The sequence below is a fragment of the Methylocaldum szegediense genome (assembly GCF_949769195.1).
GTDB lineage: Bacteria > Pseudomonadota > Gammaproteobacteria > Methylococcales > Methylococcaceae > Methylocaldum > Methylocaldum szegediense.
The window spans coordinates 2144648-2158547 of record NZ_OX458333.1 but is presented as its reverse complement, the minus strand read 5'-3'; the positions used below and the strand labels follow the sequence as shown (position 1 = coordinate 2158547).

Annotated in this window: 13 protein-coding genes and 1 CRISPR repeat array; all 13 genes read right to left on the bottom strand. The window is 56.9% G+C overall.

Features of this window, described 5'->3' with window-relative positions:
* Positions 1 to 11: 11 nt before the first annotated feature.
* Positions 12 to 977 carry an IS481 family transposase gene (locus QEN43_RS09200; protein ID WP_317963999.1) on the bottom strand — a complete coding sequence of 322 codons (966 nt, stop codon included), beginning with the start codon at positions 975 to 977 and terminating at the stop codon, positions 12 to 14.
* A 116-nt stretch (positions 978 to 1093) separates the two neighbouring features.
* Positions 1094 to 2891: direct repeats of the CRISPR family, unit length 29 nt; unit sequence CGGTTCATCCCCACGTGCGTGGGGAACAG.
* 104 nt (positions 2892 to 2995) lie between these two features.
* A complete protein-coding gene (cas2e, locus tag QEN43_RS09195) occupies positions 2996 to 3295 on the bottom strand; it encodes a type I-E CRISPR-associated endoribonuclease Cas2e (RefSeq protein WP_317963998.1) in 300 nt (99 codons plus the stop codon).
* On the bottom strand, positions 3276 to 4196 hold the full coding sequence (gene cas1e, locus QEN43_RS09190; protein ID WP_317963997.1) for a type I-E CRISPR-associated endonuclease Cas1e: 921 nt from the start codon (positions 4194 to 4196) through the stop codon (positions 3276 to 3278). Before cas1e ends, cas2e begins: the two co-directional genes overlap by 20 nt.
* Positions 4193 to 4414 carry a PIN domain-containing protein gene (locus QEN43_RS09185; protein WP_317963996.1) on the bottom strand — a complete coding sequence of 74 codons (222 nt, stop codon included), beginning with the start codon at positions 4412 to 4414 and terminating at the stop codon, positions 4193 to 4195. Before QEN43_RS09185 ends, cas1e begins: the two co-directional genes overlap by 4 nt.
* Positions 4411 to 4638: a hypothetical protein gene (locus tag QEN43_RS09180; protein WP_317963995.1), complete on the bottom strand. Its 228-nt coding sequence runs from the start codon at positions 4636 to 4638 to the stop codon at positions 4411 to 4413. The genes QEN43_RS09185 and QEN43_RS09180 overlap by 4 nt, the downstream gene beginning before the upstream one ends.
* 47 nt (positions 4639 to 4685) lie before the next feature.
* Positions 4686 to 5309 carry a type I-E CRISPR-associated protein Cas6/Cse3/CasE gene (gene cas6e / locus QEN43_RS09175; protein ID WP_317963994.1) on the bottom strand — a complete coding sequence of 208 codons (624 nt, stop codon included), beginning with the start codon at positions 5307 to 5309 and terminating at the stop codon, positions 4686 to 4688.
* Positions 5300 to 5977: a type I-E CRISPR-associated protein Cas5/CasD gene (gene cas5e / locus QEN43_RS09170; RefSeq protein ID WP_317963993.1), complete on the bottom strand. Its 678-nt coding sequence runs from the start codon at positions 5975 to 5977 to the stop codon at positions 5300 to 5302. The genes cas6e and cas5e overlap by 10 nt, the downstream gene beginning before the upstream one ends.
* Positions 5978 to 5988: 11 nt before the next feature.
* On the bottom strand, positions 5989 to 7272 hold the full coding sequence (gene cas7e, locus QEN43_RS09165; RefSeq protein ID WP_317963992.1) for a type I-E CRISPR-associated protein Cas7/Cse4/CasC: 1284 nt from the start codon (positions 7270 to 7272) through the stop codon (positions 5989 to 5991).
* On the bottom strand, positions 7269 to 7727 hold the full coding sequence (gene casB / locus QEN43_RS09160; RefSeq protein ID WP_317963991.1) for a type I-E CRISPR-associated protein Cse2/CasB: 459 nt from the start codon (positions 7725 to 7727) through the stop codon (positions 7269 to 7271). Before casB ends, cas7e begins: the two co-directional genes overlap by 4 nt.
* Entirely contained in the window at positions 7724 to 9232 is a 1509-nt protein-coding gene (gene casA, locus QEN43_RS09155; protein ID WP_317963990.1) for a type I-E CRISPR-associated protein Cse1/CasA, read from the bottom strand. The genes casB and casA overlap by 4 nt, the downstream gene beginning before the upstream one ends.
* Before the next feature lie 86 nt (positions 9233 to 9318).
* Positions 9319 to 10101 (bottom strand): IS21-like element helper ATPase IstB, encoded by a 783-nt coding sequence (gene istB, locus QEN43_RS09150; RefSeq protein WP_026609733.1) that lies wholly within the window; start codon positions 10099 to 10101, stop codon positions 9319 to 9321.
* Entirely contained in the window at positions 10098 to 11120 is a 1023-nt protein-coding gene (gene istA, locus QEN43_RS09145; RefSeq protein WP_026609734.1) for an IS21 family transposase, read from the bottom strand. Before istA ends, istB begins: the two co-directional genes overlap by 4 nt.
* A gap of 56 nt (positions 11121 to 11176) precedes the next feature.
* Positions 11177 to 13816, bottom strand: a complete 2640-nt coding sequence (gene cas3 / locus QEN43_RS09140; RefSeq protein WP_317963989.1) for a CRISPR-associated helicase/endonuclease Cas3 — start codon at positions 13814 to 13816, stop codon at positions 11177 to 11179.
* Between the last annotated feature and the right edge of the window lie 84 nt (positions 13817 to 13900).

The window sequence follows — 13900 nt, the reverse complement described above, 5'->3', positions numbered from 1 at the left end:
CTCTAGTACAGCTATTTGTCAAGTCCCGCAAGATCGTAAACCTTCTTTCGAAAAAGATGAGGATGGGACAGTTGCCAGTTTTTGAGAGCCTGGATCGGGGTGAGATGGCCTAAGGCCTTTTGGGGAATGTGATGATTGTACAGCTCGACATAGCGGTGCAGGGTGGTGTCCAGATCGGCGGTTGAATCGAAGTGATGGGTTTGCAACACCTCCTCGATGCGGCCATTGAAGCGTTCCACCAGGCCATTCGTTTGGGGCCGTCCCGGCGGAATCAGGCGATGTTCGATGCCTTGTTCAGTACAGAGGCGGTCAAACTCATGCGTCCCCGAGGGCTGCCGAGTTCGGGTCAGGAAACGGTCGGTAAACTCCGAGCCGTTGTCGGTCAGGCATTTCTGGATGCGGAAAGGCGCGGCCTGAATCACCGCTTTGAGGAAGTCCTTTGCGCTTAAGGCGGTGCGGTTGGGCTTGAGGGCGACATAGACCCAGCGGGTGGCGCGGTCGATGGCGACGAACAGGTATCGGCGGGGTTCGCCGTCGATGGCGGGCAAATACTTGACATCCACGTGAAGGAAGCCGGGCTCATAGGCCTTGAAGGGTTTGACCTTCGCCTTCTCTGTAGGCGGAAGCAGGGTCTTGAGGGACGCCACCCCGTGGCGGCGCAGGCAGCGGTCCAACCCGGATCGGGACACGTCGGGATTGAGAAATTCCCGGGTCACGGCCAGGAGATCATCCAAGGGGAGGAGCAGAGCTTGGCGGAGGTAGACCACGATGGCTTCCTGGGCGGGCGTGAGTGTGGTCCTGAGGGTGTGGGGCCGGTGTGAGGCATCTTCGACCGAGGAGCGGTGTTTCCACTTGCGGACGGTCGTTCGGCTAATGCCATGCTTTTGGGCCAAGGCGCGCTCGCTCAACGTGGACGCTTGAATGGCCTGCCGAACGGCCGGGGTGGTACGGGCGTTCTTATGAAGACGAATCTGCATGGAGAGGAACCTCACTTGGACGAACCGAATATCTCCTGGAGAAGGCTCCGGGCTTCGAACAGAGCATCACTCCTTCTCGGTAAATAATCACACGAGACGCGACATCGTATTCGTCCCGGTTCATCCCCACGTGCGTGGGGAACAGGCCGACGCGAGTATCGAGAGCGACGATGCAGCTGGTTCATCCCCACGTGCGTGGGGAACAGAAATCTTTTATCTCATCGAGCGCATCAGCAGTCGGTTCATCCCCACGTGCGTGGGGAACAGTCATCGCATGTTGGCTAGGTACGTTGTAGTACCGGTTCATCCCCACGTGCGTGGGGAACAGTCACTCTCGTGCAGCGGATTGCCATTCCCGAGCGGTTCATCCCCACGTGCGTGGGGAACAGGCTGCCAATTCACCCTATCTCCTACCTGCATGCGGTTCATCCCCACGTGCGTGGGGAACAGTCACTCTCGTGCAGCGGATTGCCATTCCCGAGCGGTTCATCCCCACGTGCGTGGGGAACAGGTCTCGGCCGTCTTCCCCGTATTCTCGATAATCGGTTCATCCCCACGTGCGTGGGGAACAGGAGGGTTTCGTATGGCGCACGTCAACAGCATATGGTTCATCCCCACGTGCGTGGGGAACAGACGCGGCGAGTGACCAGGGCGTGGATATCCAGCGGTTCATCCCCACGTGCGTGGGGAACAGGCCGTGATGCCCATCTTGAATCGCTTTAAAGCCGGTTCATCCCCACGTGCGTGGGGAACAGTTTGGTCCGACCGATATTACTCATCTATCGATCGGTTCATCCCCACGTGCGTGGGGAACAGGCCTAGCGGTCAGTTCCTGAAAGGGAACCTGACGGTTCATCCCCACGTGCGTGGGGAACAGTTTTTGACTATCCATGCTAACGCCTGTGATGCCGGTTCATCCCCACGTGCGTGGGGAACAGGCAAGAATGCCCGCGGGAATGCGCCGATCCGTCGGTTCATCCCCACGTGCGTGGGGAACAGTTTAGCGGTCCAGCCGCCCGCCAGCTGGCCAACGGTTCATCCCCACGTGCGTGGGGAACAGTCGCCGCAGTCCTGAGGCCCCCAACAACCGCTCGGTTCATCCCCACGTGCGTGGGGAACAGATGAACTGGCGCGCGTTGAGGCTGACGGCGCGCGGTTCATCCCCACGTGCGTGGGGAACAGGTGCATCGAGCTGAAAATATTTTGAAAATAGGCGGTTCATCCCCACGTGCGTGGGGAACAGGAACCCGGATTTGTCGGCCGGGATGATGACAGCGGTTCATCCCCACGTGCGTGGGGAACAGTAGGAAAGGAGCTCGATAACGAGGCGAGAAAACGGTTCATCCCCACGTGCGTGGGGAACAGGAGCCTATCCAGCCCTCAGTCTGGATGCCGAGCGGTTCATCCCCACGTGCGTGGGGAACAGCTGCTTATCAGCCGTCGCACCTTCGATTTCTGCGGTTCATCCCCACGTGCGTGGGGAACAGTCTGTTATAGAGCCTGACAGCTCAACGAATGACGGTTCATCCCCACGTGCGTGGGGAACAGGGAATAATAGGTATCAATAGCCTGCTCAGTGGCGGTTCATCCCCACGTGCGTGGGGAACAGGGGCCGCGTGTGGCTCGTATGCGGATGGCTATAGGTTCATCCCCACGTGCGTGGGGAACAGCGTCACATCAACGCCCCCACCGCAAAACCAAACGGTTCATCCCCACGTGCGTGGGGAACAGTTGACTGTAAAAAATAACGGTTTCCACCTTCGCGGTTCATCCCCACGTGCGTGGGGAACAGGCCTTTTTGTGCGAAAATATTTTGATAAACGACGGTTCATCCCCACGTGCGTGGGGAACAGGCGTTCCGTCCGTGCGCCCATGACTCCGGTCCCGGTTCATCCCCACGTGCGTGGGGAACAGACCATTTCTAACCCATTGTTAGAAATGACGAAAAAGGCCGGCAGAAATTCTACCGGCGAATCGCCGCCTAGAAAACGAAAAATCCAAGCTGTTAAAGAGCATCTTTATTCCGACTCGTCGGCCGGTTCAGGAGGGTAGAAGGACACGAGTTTCAGGCCGTCGAGTTCGACGGGCATGCGCCGGTTCTTGCCGAGCGTGACGAAGTCGAAACCCGACTCTGTGTTGGTGGACCACACCATCACGGCGTTTCCGTCTCCGATGCCGGCCTCGACCTGTGCCCAGAGCATTTCGCGCACACGCTTCGACAAATCGCCGACGTAAACGCCGGCGCGGATTTCTACCAGCCACACACCGAGGCGGCCGCGCAGCCGGGGAGGAACGTTTTCAACCACGATGACCAGCATCGCCGAGACTCTTGGGGTTAAGAATGGCGGGGCCGACGGCATCTTCCGGTGTTTCTGGTGGTTCCAGTCCGCCTGCGGCCAGTATTTCTTCGATGGTAGGAATGATCTTCTCCAGCAGCTTGGTTTTCCGAAACATATCGCGGCAGGCCAAACGAACCGCTCGCTCGGGGTTTTCCGGTTTCTCCGCGGCGATCTTGAAAGCGATCGGCACGACGGTATCGAATTTGAAGAGGTCGGCGATGTCGTAGACGAAGGAGAGAGGCTTTCCCGTATGGATGAAGCCTACGGCAGGCGCGTAACCCGCCGCCAGCACGGCTGCTTCGGTGATGCCGTAAAGACAAGCGGTGGCGGAGCTAACGCAGCGGTTGGGCAGGTCGCCGGAGCTCCACTCCTCGGGATCGTAATTGCGATGTTTCCAGGTGACGCCATAGCGTTTTGCCAGCAATTCGTACATCTTACGGACCCTGGCACCCTCGATGCCCCGAAGTTGCTGGACGCTGCGCTTTTCCGGTGGTTTTTCCTTGAATCGGAATTCGTACATTTTGCGCACCACCTTGAGTCGGGCGTCTTCGTCCAGAGCCAGCTTGGCTTGATACAAAAGGCGGTCGGCACGTGCGCCGCCCGGCTGCCCCGAGGCGTAGAGTCGAACCCCGGCTTCGCCGACCCAGACCAGCAAGGTGCCGACCCGCGCCGCAAGCGCCGCGGCTCGGTGCGAGACTCGCGTTCCGGGTTCCAGCATGATGCAGGCGATGGAGCCGACCGGGATGTGGGTACGCACGCCGGTTTTGTCGATCACCACGAACGAGCCGTCGAGTACGTCGATTTCGCCGTATTCGATGAAGATGAGCGATATGCGCTCTTTCATGGCGATGGGTTTCAGGGGAGGGAGGAGATCGGTCATCGTCGGTTCTTCAAGTGCGCGCCTTGCTTATCGTTGCCCACGGCCTTGAGGGATTTCTCGTCGGCAGTGACAAAGATGCCTTCATGGATGATGGCAAGGGCATGATAGGCCGCGTCGTAGAAGGCGACGCGATGGCGGGTCGTCAATGCCAGGATTTGACGTCGCCAATCGGGGGCAAAGAACGATTCTCCCAGACCGAAGGTCACCACCTCATTCATTTGCGATTGTCCCGGTCCTGCCTAATCCATTCTTCGGTGCTCATTTCTAGTGGTTCCATGGTTATGCTCCTTTCTCGTATACGGGCAAATGCTTCCATCCGTCGCCGCCTGGCGAGAGTTTCGGCTAGGGATTGATTGATCAATTTGCTCCGCTCGCCGTGGGGAATCTCCTGTAACTGTGCCCAAACAGCATCATCCAGAACGATATTGATGCGATGCGACATATCTTGCCTCTTAAATAGAGGAGGTTTTTACACACCAAGTGTACATATTAAGGTCGTCTTACCAGCAGTAGGCCGCAGCCAAAGGCTTTGGCGGGGCCGATTCCGTTCTCCAGGTGCCTGACCAACGATTCCGGGTCGATGACACGTAACACGCCTTCAAAAGTGACCGTAGCGAGCTTGCCGGCTCGATTGCCTTTGCGGAAAAACATCGGAGCATGGGGTAAAACATCAACGGTTTCGATTTCTCCCGCGCCCATGAGTTTGCGTTTCAGCCAATTGCGTTGTTCAGTTTCGTGGATGAGTGGAACACGGCATTTTTCTGATTTTTTAACCTTCTTGGCCTCTCGCTGCGCATCGATGATGGTCTTGATCGGATTGGCGGTTAGTAGAAATGCTAAGCGCTGTCCGTGGCTCGGTTGGGGATGGAATTCCCGCGTACCAACAATTCTCAACCCATCTGCAGGCACCGGCGCTCGCCGAGACTGAATCAGCAAACGCAGCGGGCGGCCGGGCTGATAGCTTTCCAACCTGAATAGGAATCCTTGGCGTGCTTCCTCTGCATTTTTTCGCGTTTCTTTTTCCTCACCAGGGAACAGGCGCCAAAGTTGACGATGGATCTCGTAGGGATTGCGAACTACGTCCCACGGAATTTCCACACGGCTCAGGAACATGTTTCCTCCTTATGGAGATATACCTGCCGAGTGCCGAATTGCCGATGCCGGCCCGATATTGGGACGTCGCGAATACGCAACGGCTGTTCGGAGGTTAACTCGCCTTCGGCGTAAATTAGGCCGCCAGAAGGCTCAGCGGTCATCAGCGCCGCTTTTCCGTTGCTTGCCTCTACATCACCATCGAGTAAAGGTCGAGCGATGGGGCAGGAACGCCTACCGAGCACAGGCGTAAAATACGGCCGCCGTAGAGCTTCAGCGATCTTATCCAGTGGAATCGGCGCATCAGGTTTTTCGCCGATTGCTACGGTGAATGCAGCGTCGAATAGATATTCGCGTCGGGAAACCACCGGGTTCTTGTTTGCGGAACCGTCTACCTTGCGTGCACTCTCTACCGTGTGGAAGTCGGGAAGCTTAAGAGCGGTTTTATCTTTAGGTGAACTAGCTCCCGGTCGTAATACCGTTCGATCGGAGCGTACGGTAAACTCGACGCTCACTGCCAATTGCTCCAATGCTTCGGTATCACGTCGATCTAGCCCGAGGCAGGCGCCCAACAACCCTAGCAAACCGCTGCGTGTAGGAAACGCATTGCACGGTCGAAAATCTTCAAATGTGTGAGTGCCCCACGCCTGCATGGGACCATCCAAGCGAAGAATCAGATAACGCGGCACGGAGCCCTCCTTTATTCCTGACCATCCGCAGCGATCCACTCTTCCATCGCTTTGAGGTTGTTTAGAGCGGGTTTACCGCCTACCTCAAGGCTTGCATCGACCGCGAATGCGCGCCCCTTTTCTTCTAACCCGTAGGCACGATTGATACATGCCCAATAATCAGCCAAGGCGTGGATCGATGGCTTGAGAAATCCCCCCAGTTTGTAATCGCGCTTGATCGGCGTTTCAAACGCATTGGCTAGCGAGATCGGTTGGTCGGCAAAGCTGACGATGGCGAAGTCCGCCAGGTTATGAGCAGCGAAAGACTGTTGCTTCGCCGAAGGCACCACCGTCGCTAGTAAATGGAAGACATGGCGGGCAATATCCAGCGCGCGTTGGCGGGACTCGGCGGTCTCCTCGGCCTTGATGTGGTCGATCAATCCCAGGTTCACTTGCAGTTGTCTCAGGTTGAGACTCGCGTAACGGTAGAACACGCCGGCGGAAAACTGCTGAGTATTCAGATGTCCTGCTCCCGTATCGCCCGCGTCTTGGGTCAAATCGTCGACAGCGGTGAACCAGTCCACGTCCTGCGGTTCGACGGCATGGGTGGTGATGGCGTGAGCGACGGCGAGTGCGCCATCCACCGAGGTCATCAATCCCGACGTAGCCATGCGGCCCGACAAGGCGATGTCCAACGCGGAAGTCATAGCCTTGCGAACCATAACAATGTTCTCCTGGACAGCTTTGATGCGTTTTTTTGTCAATGCTTCGTCGATAAAGTCTTGCTCCGTTTTCTTTCTTTTGCCTTTACCTTTCGATTCTTTTTGTTTCGCTGCTTTTTCCCTAGCTTTGCTTAATTCTTCATCGTTCAGAGATACTGAGCTAACGATGCGACAGAGAGTCTTAATTTCCTCTAACGCCCAGGGAGCGACCGCAAGTTTCTTGTTTTCTTCGCCTTGATCACTGACGGCTTCTTCTTGACCATCTGACTCATCGGTTTCATTGTCAGTGACCTTGGCTTTTACGAATAACTCCATTGTTTTGGTCACCAATTCCGGAGCGAATTCACCGCGCAACTTCTCGATAAATTGTGGGATAAGTTTTTCGAGTTCACGAGTGCGGATAGAAGGCGCCCCGAAGTGGTTTTCGTAATATTGGCTTTTCCGCATCGCCCGCTTAATAGATTGGCTGGAAATCCGCACCCGGTTGACGCCGCCGAATACAGCGGTTTTCTGCATGTTCATGTCGTCACGGTTGAGACACGAAGGGCTATGGGAAATGAGTACATGGAAGTTGATGAAGTTTTTCTTAGTCATTCTTTATCTCCTTTGGCGGGGGAAAAGCGGGCGATATAGAAATCCTCGACGAGCTTTCGCTTGTCCTTTTCTTTCCAGCACCAGACCATGCGACCGAAGTCAGACCAGTCCACTGCGGCTTCAATCTGGGTCAAGAGGCGGCGCAATTGGACGATATCGAGCGGTTCGTGGGCACGGGCTACTTGTATAACCCGTGCTTCTGCAACTTTGGCTTCCGCCAGCTGTGCACCGAGTGATTTCGCATTCGGCGCATGCTTGGCATAGGGTAGGAGATAGGCGACACGTAAGTGGCGGTCGTTCGGACGTTCGCCGGGGAATAGCCGATAAAGAGCTGGGGTAAACGCCAAGTCGTCCGGTTCGGCAACTCGGCGTAATTCGGCGCGTGCACCGCTCGGAAAACTTTCGTCATCGTAAATTTCTCTAAGTTTGACAAAATCTGGCAATTCGGCTGTCATGCTTCCTCTATTAGCTTTTTGAGATCGTTATTCAGTCCACGCCGCGCCAAGGCGATAACCGGGATCAATTCGGGTTTTGTCGCGTAAGGGGCGGTTAACTCCTCGAAGATTGCCCGGCAATGGGCAGCCAATTCCAGGGCAAAAGCCTTGCGAGCGGTGGCCCACTGCCGGAATGTGAGTTCATTGGAAAAGGTCTTGTGGATCAGACTTTCGGTTCGGGCGAAAAAAAGTTTCTCGGCGGTTTCATGTATGGCGGCACCGATACCTTTAAGGCCTTTGTCTGTGTTGCCCTGCACGGCGAAATAAAGTTTGCCGCGTAAGGCTTTTTTTGCCTCTTTGCCCATTTCGACCAACTTGGGTAGGCGGCTTTTGTCGTCCCGCCAGCCTTGGGCAAGGCTGATCATTTCGTGGCGCCGCTCCAATACGGAAGCTTTATTGGTGCGATAGCCTCCAACGAGCAGGTGTAAACCGCTTTCGCCTAGCTTGCTAGCCTGTGTAACCGGTCCAGCGGGAATGGAACCCTCTTTGGCTCCGGGATCATTGATGCTTCTGGCGACGACGAATTCCGAGAGTTGGGTCCAAGCCGGCGCAGTAGTCGTAAAGCTCGCGAACTTTTGTTCAAGCTGGCCTTTTTTCAAGGCCATGGTCATTGCGCCATGAGGGTGTGGCCACACTCCCTCCGCGGTAAAGTTGAATTTTTCCTTGCGAAATCCTACGTATCCGAACAACGGCGCTCCGCCCAGCACATCGCAGGGCATGGCAGTTTGCGACTTTACCAACTCTACCCGTGCCGGCTGCCAAAATAGCCCTCGCGCCAAACTGATGGTATTCCAAGGAATAGTGGCTTTTTCCTGGATGGGCACGATCCAGGTCGGGCGATCCTGCTTCAAACCCGGCATTGGGATTTGGCGCTCGGCCAAGCAAGGGCGCGTGAGTACATTACGCCAGACGGTCTCGCGCAAATTCTCTCCGTACACCAGTGTGGTGATCGGCGCGCCTCCACGTAGGCTGCCCTTAAAGCCACCGCCGAAACTGGGGCAATTACTGGCCTGATTGAATAGGGCAATTGCTGCCACTGTTCCCGATAGATGGCGTACTTCGCCCGCCTCATTGAAGAAAGCGTGGTTGTTTCCTTCCGGCAGTCCGATCAGCAGTTTCTGAATGGGAGTCTCCTCCGTGGCCTTCACTCCGCGCGATTGCATGAAAGGCTGAGTTGGATGATCGAGATCGAACCAATCGAGGCATGGTTCTATACCGGCAGCGAACTCTTCAGGTGACAAAGGGTCAGTCAACCGCTTCCGCCAGATAGCATCGTTCTCCGGTAAAAACATCACCTGAGTCATGCACACCAGTAATTGCACGCAGGCCAGTTCCAGATCGTCACGCGGCAAGCTAACCTGCCAGTTGCCAGTTTCGCAGAGGAGTTGCCGGAACGTCAGCAGTTCGAAAGTTCCCGTGCCGCCGTCGGCGCGCACTGGAATCCAAGGATCTTCAAGTAGATTCATCGTTTCTCCGTGTCAACGCCGACTGAAAAGTGACCCCTTTTGAGGGTTTATCGCCGAAGTAAAATTGACCCCTTGAGGCCCAAAAGTTATTCGACGGCCGCTGTCTGCGGCGGGGTTGTTCCTGCCTTGCGCTTGTCCTTCAATCGGTAACTGTCGCCGGTGATTTGCACGATGTGGGCGTGATGCAGGAGCCGATCCAGCATCGCGGCCGTCAGGGTCTGATCATCGGCAAAGGTGCCCGCCCACTGGGTGAACGGCAGGTTGCTGGTGAGAATCAGGCTGCCGCGCTCGTAGCGCTTGGCGACGACGTTGAAGAAGAGATTCGCTTCGTCACGTCCGAGCGGCAGATAGCCGATCTCATCGATGACCAACAGCCTGGGCGCCATCACGACCCGGTTGAAGTACTCCTTGAGACGCTCCTGGCGGTGTGCGGCGGTGAGTTGCAACATCAGATCGGCGGCGGTGACGAAGCGTGTCTTGAGGCCGGCCATCACCGCGCGGTAGGCCAAGGCGATCGCCAGATGGGTTTTACCAACCCCGCTGGGGCCGAGCAGGACGATGTTCTCGGTGCGCTCGATAAAGCTCAAACCCGCCAGTTCCTGGAGCTGGGCCCGGGGCGCTCCCAAGGAGAAAGCAAAGTCGTACTGCTCCAAAGTCTTCACGACCGGCAAGGTGGCCATCTTGAGCAAGGTCTGCCGGGTGCGTTCGGCGCGGGCCTTGGCCTCGGCGATGAGCAGTTTCTCGAGGAAGTCGGCAAAGCTCTCCTCGCGATCGGCGGCCTGCTGGGCCAGGTGGGGCCAGTCCGACCCGATCCGCTCGAGCTTCAGGCTTTGGCTGAGTTCGGTAATCCGGGCGTGCTGCAGATTCATGCCGTCACCTCCAGCAACTGGTCGTACACCGACAGGGGATGTTGCAGGCTGTCATGGGGCAAGACGCGGCCAACGTGCCGCTGGGGTGCCGGCAAGCCTTGGGGTGCCTGAACCGGCAACGGCCGCAGGGCGAGGCGCTCTTCGGCCAATCGCACCGCGGGCTGTACGCCGGTGGTGCCGTGCACCCGTTGATGCGCCACCTGATCGAGCCAGGGGCCGATCTGGGCATTGGCGGTCTCGACATCGAGTGTCAAGCCGGCGCTCTTGAGCGTGGCCGCCAGTGGCGTGATGAAGCTGGCTTTCAGGTATCCGTTGAAGCGCTCCACCTTGCCCTTGGTTTGGGCCCGGTACGGCCGGCAGACCTTGGGCCGGAAGCCATACGCCCCGGCCAGCGCGTACAGGGCCGGGTGCCAGCGGTGCCGGCCTTCACCGTAGGCGTCCCGTTCGGTGATGATGGCGCCGGCATTGTCGAACAGCACCTCTTCGGGCACCCCGCCGAAGTAGTGGAGGGCCTCGCGCAGCCCCGTCAACCAGGCCGCGCTGTCCTCGCGGTCGGAAAAGCGCACGAACGTGGCGCGACTGAACCCCAGCGTGGCCACGAAGGCTTTGAGCGGATCGCGCCCCCGCCGGATCGTCGTGAAATCGGCCTGCATCTGGCGGCCCGGTGGGGTTTCAAAGCGGACCACCGGTTCTTCCGGTCGCCGTTTGAAGGGGGCGAGATACGCCTTGAGCTGGCTGATGCCGCCTGCATAGCCCCGTTCACGAAGCTCTCGCAGCAGCACCGTGGCCGGAATCCAATGCGGACGTGCCGCCTCGATGCGTTGCTGCAGATAGGCTTTGAAGGGATCCAACTTGCAGGGGCGGGGCGCCCGCAGCCGGTACCGGGGCAACGCGCTTTCGCTGCGCAGGTACTTGCGTACCGTGTTGCGCGAGACGCCCAGCTCCCGCGCGATGGCTTTGATGCCATGGCCCTGTCGGGCCAATACTTTGATCTCCACTGACTGCTCCTGAGTCAACATTTCCGCGGCTCAAAAAAGCCGCCATTTTCCCCCAAGGGGTCAAATTTACTTCGGTGTCAGGGGTCATTTTTACATCGGCGGTGACATCTCCGTTCTAATCCAAAATCCTTTGTGTAACGGAATTTCCCGTCTATCGACGTCCACCCGTCTTGTTCGTCGTTGGTCATTTCCAATTGCAGGTAGCCCGCGAGGTCTCCTTCTTGTTCCACACGGCATTCCTTTAGCTGTTTCTCCCAACTAGCGGGCACGGGAACCGCATTGAGATTGAGGGTTTCAGCGAGTTCCCATTCGTTCAAAGTGTTTAGTGGTCGCCCGTCTAATAGGCGGCCATTTGAGAGGAGAGGTAGTACGGTTAGGCTCATTTCGCTGTCGCGGGTAAGCCCGGTGACGGTGTGATCTTCATCTCGGAAGGCGCTGACGGTCATAGTAGTTAGCCGCTTCGCCTCTGCTTCGCGCCTGGATTGATCGTCTTTCCAGCCTAAATAATCAGCATAGACAAGATCGGGCTCGTCGTCCCAAACATTCTCGGAATAGACTTCTTTTATCCAATCTCGATAAGCTTCCGGGAATACAATTCGGTCAGTTCCCGCCAATAATTGTTCGGTTCGCCACAGAACTCTCGTATTGCCGTAAATCAGCTTGTGCAATCCATAGTCCTCGGTTTCAACCGAGATCACCGTACAAAGTGGCAATTCGAATCCCGCAGGGCGATCATTACGTTGATGGCGATGGAGACGGCCCAAACGCTGGAACAGCAGATCCACCGGACAAATTTGGGTTAGCATCCAGTCGAAATCCAGATCGAGGCTTTGTTCAACCACTTGTGTGGCGACGAGAATGCGTCCTTTCCCTCGTACCGCGATGCGACCATAACGCTCGAGTACGATTTGCTCCTTTTGTTGCCGGTCTATAAAACGGTAGCGGGCATGGAAGATGTCTACTTCCAGCTCTGTCTCGCGGCGCAGCTCGCGGGCGAGCCGCTGAGCGTCATCCACCAGATTCATGATGACCGCCACCCGTGCCCCTGCTTTGGCGGCTGCCACGATACGGTCTAGCAGATCAGCGTTCGGGAAGGCACCTGGCAACTTCAGGTATTCAATAGAGACTTCGCGTTCGGGAGGGCGTTGATCATCGGGTAGGGTTAGGCAAACGGGTGAACCTTCGCCGGCATGCCACAGGGCAGGATATGGCGCGGCTTCTGTACAATCGCACTTCCAAGCTTCAAACAACTTGGCGCGAACACTGGCAGGTAAGGTGGCGGAGAGCAGGATTGCACTGCCGCCGGTGGCTTTCTGGCGGCGCAGCGCCTCCCCGAGCAGTCCATGCATGTAGGCGTCGTAGGCGTGAACTTCGTCCACGATAAGCACCGATTTGTTCAACCCGAAGCCGCGCACGAACTTGTGCCGTACCGGAAGAACGGACAGCAGCACCTGATCCACTGTACAAACGCCAAACTGACCAAGAAAAACGCGCTTGCGGCTGCTGGCAAGCCACAAGGCGCATTGCGTGGCGGCCTCGGTCTTACCTTGTGCCGACGTATTCCGGCCGCTCTCCACAAGTCGGTGGAAGGTTTCATTAAATTCACGATTACCGTGGGCCAACACTAGGTTTGCCGTGCCGAATATCCGTTCCGCGAAGGCTACGGCCCTTGCCAGCATAGCATTGGCAGTGGCTTGGGTTGGAAGTGCGAAGACGATGGAGTCAGCCACGCCTTGATCCAACAATCGCCAAGCGTAAGCGAGCGCGGCTTCGGTCTTGCCGCTGCCTGTAGGTGCTTCGATCAATGTCAGCCCGGGAGTGGTCGGTAGATTGTCCACCTCAACCTGGACCCCGCGCGGGGATTCACCCGTCTGGAGCAAGGCGCCTAGCCCACGGTAATCAGAGCTTTTTCCCAGTAAGCCAAAGCGATATAAGAGGCTTTCATCCTGAATTTTGCGGATACGTTCTGTCAGGTATTCGGCTAAATCCACCTGAGGATCGCATCGGTAGTCGAAAACCTCATTGGAACCGATCCAGTCGCATACCGAGCAAAAACCGGCCAGCCATGCTTGAGCAGCGGGAGAACAACTTGGAGGAAGCTGTTGCAGACTCAATCCTGCCGGCTCCAAGAACAGGCGGGCTAATTCGCAAACAAAGGTAATGCGTGCGTTCCGGTCATGTTCGGCGAGCGTTTCGTCCGTATCGGGCACCAAACCGGGCATTTCGGGTACAAAGAAGTCACCGTGATGCCCCGTTACAGCAGCGAGCCAAGGTTGCCACTGACTCCAAGTTTCCCGGTCGGTATCCCGGCAGTTAAGCCAGCCTCGATATTCCCGATTCGCCCATGCCAACCCGGCCCATCCATGATCGAACCCGATAATATCTCTTGTTGCCAATCCATGGTCTTCTGGACCGAGTGGCTGCCAAGCGGCGGCAAGTGCTTCAGGCGCTTTTAGTTGAAATCGCAGGTCGAACTTACCGAGGTCATGCAGGGCAACGAAAAACATTACCCACGCACGAAGTTGACTTTGATTTAATCCTGGGTAGCTGAAGGATGCGGTGAAGCAGCGTCGTATAGCCGTGCTCGCATCCCACCAAGCGCAGGCAACTGCTGAAACGTCCAAACAGTGATAGGGCAACAAATGATAGGGTGTTCCGGCTTCACCTTCCTTGCGCGCTTTCCCCCAATATTTCCAATAGGCACGATCGGTCGTCATCGCTCATCTCCTGTGTGTAACGCGAGCGTTATAGCATGGGTAGTGGCATCACCAGATGCGCCTGTAAGGAGGTTTATGTGTCAG

What these genes read in the sequence shown, in the direction of transcription:
- QEN43_RS09180 (WP_317963995.1), bottom strand. Translation starts at nt 4,638, where the DNA reads ATGTCGCATCGCATCAATATCGTTCTGGATGATGCTGTTTGGGCACAG.
- cas6e (WP_317963994.1), bottom strand. Translation starts at nt 5,309, where the DNA reads ATGTTCCTGAGCCGTGTGGAAATTCCGTGGGACGTAGTTCGCAATCCC.
- casB (WP_317963991.1), bottom strand. Translation starts at nt 7,727, where the DNA reads ATGACAGCCGAATTGCCAGATTTTGTCAAACTTAGAGAAATTTACGAT.
- QEN43_RS09200 (WP_317963999.1), bottom strand. Translation starts at nt 977, where the DNA reads ATGCAGATTCGTCTTCATAAGAACGCCCGTACCACCCCGGCCGTTCGG.
- casA (WP_317963990.1), bottom strand. Translation starts at nt 9,232, where the DNA reads ATGAATCTACTTGAAGATCCTTGGATTCCAGTGCGCGCCGACGGCGGC.
- cas3 (WP_317963989.1), bottom strand. Translation starts at nt 13,816, where the DNA reads ATGACGACCGATCGTGCCTATTGGAAATATTGGGGGAAAGCGCGCAAG.
- istB (WP_026609733.1), bottom strand. Translation starts at nt 10,101, where the DNA reads ATGAATCTGCAGCACGCCCGGATTACCGAACTCAGCCAAAGCCTGAAG.
- cas2e (WP_317963998.1), bottom strand. Translation starts at nt 3,295, where the DNA reads ATGCTGGTCATCGTGGTTGAAAACGTTCCTCCCCGGCTGCGCGGCCGC.
- cas7e (WP_317963992.1), bottom strand. Translation starts at nt 7,272, where the DNA reads ATGACTAAGAAAAACTTCATCAACTTCCATGTACTCATTTCCCATAGC.
- QEN43_RS09185 (WP_317963996.1), bottom strand. Translation starts at nt 4,414, where the DNA reads ATGAATGAGGTGGTGACCTTCGGTCTGGGAGAATCGTTCTTTGCCCCC.
- cas1e (WP_317963997.1), bottom strand. Translation starts at nt 4,196, where the DNA reads ATGACCGATCTCCTCCCTCCCCTGAAACCCATCGCCATGAAAGAGCGC.
- istA (WP_026609734.1), bottom strand. Translation starts at nt 11,120, where the DNA reads ATGTTGACTCAGGAGCAGTCAGTGGAGATCAAAGTATTGGCCCGACAG.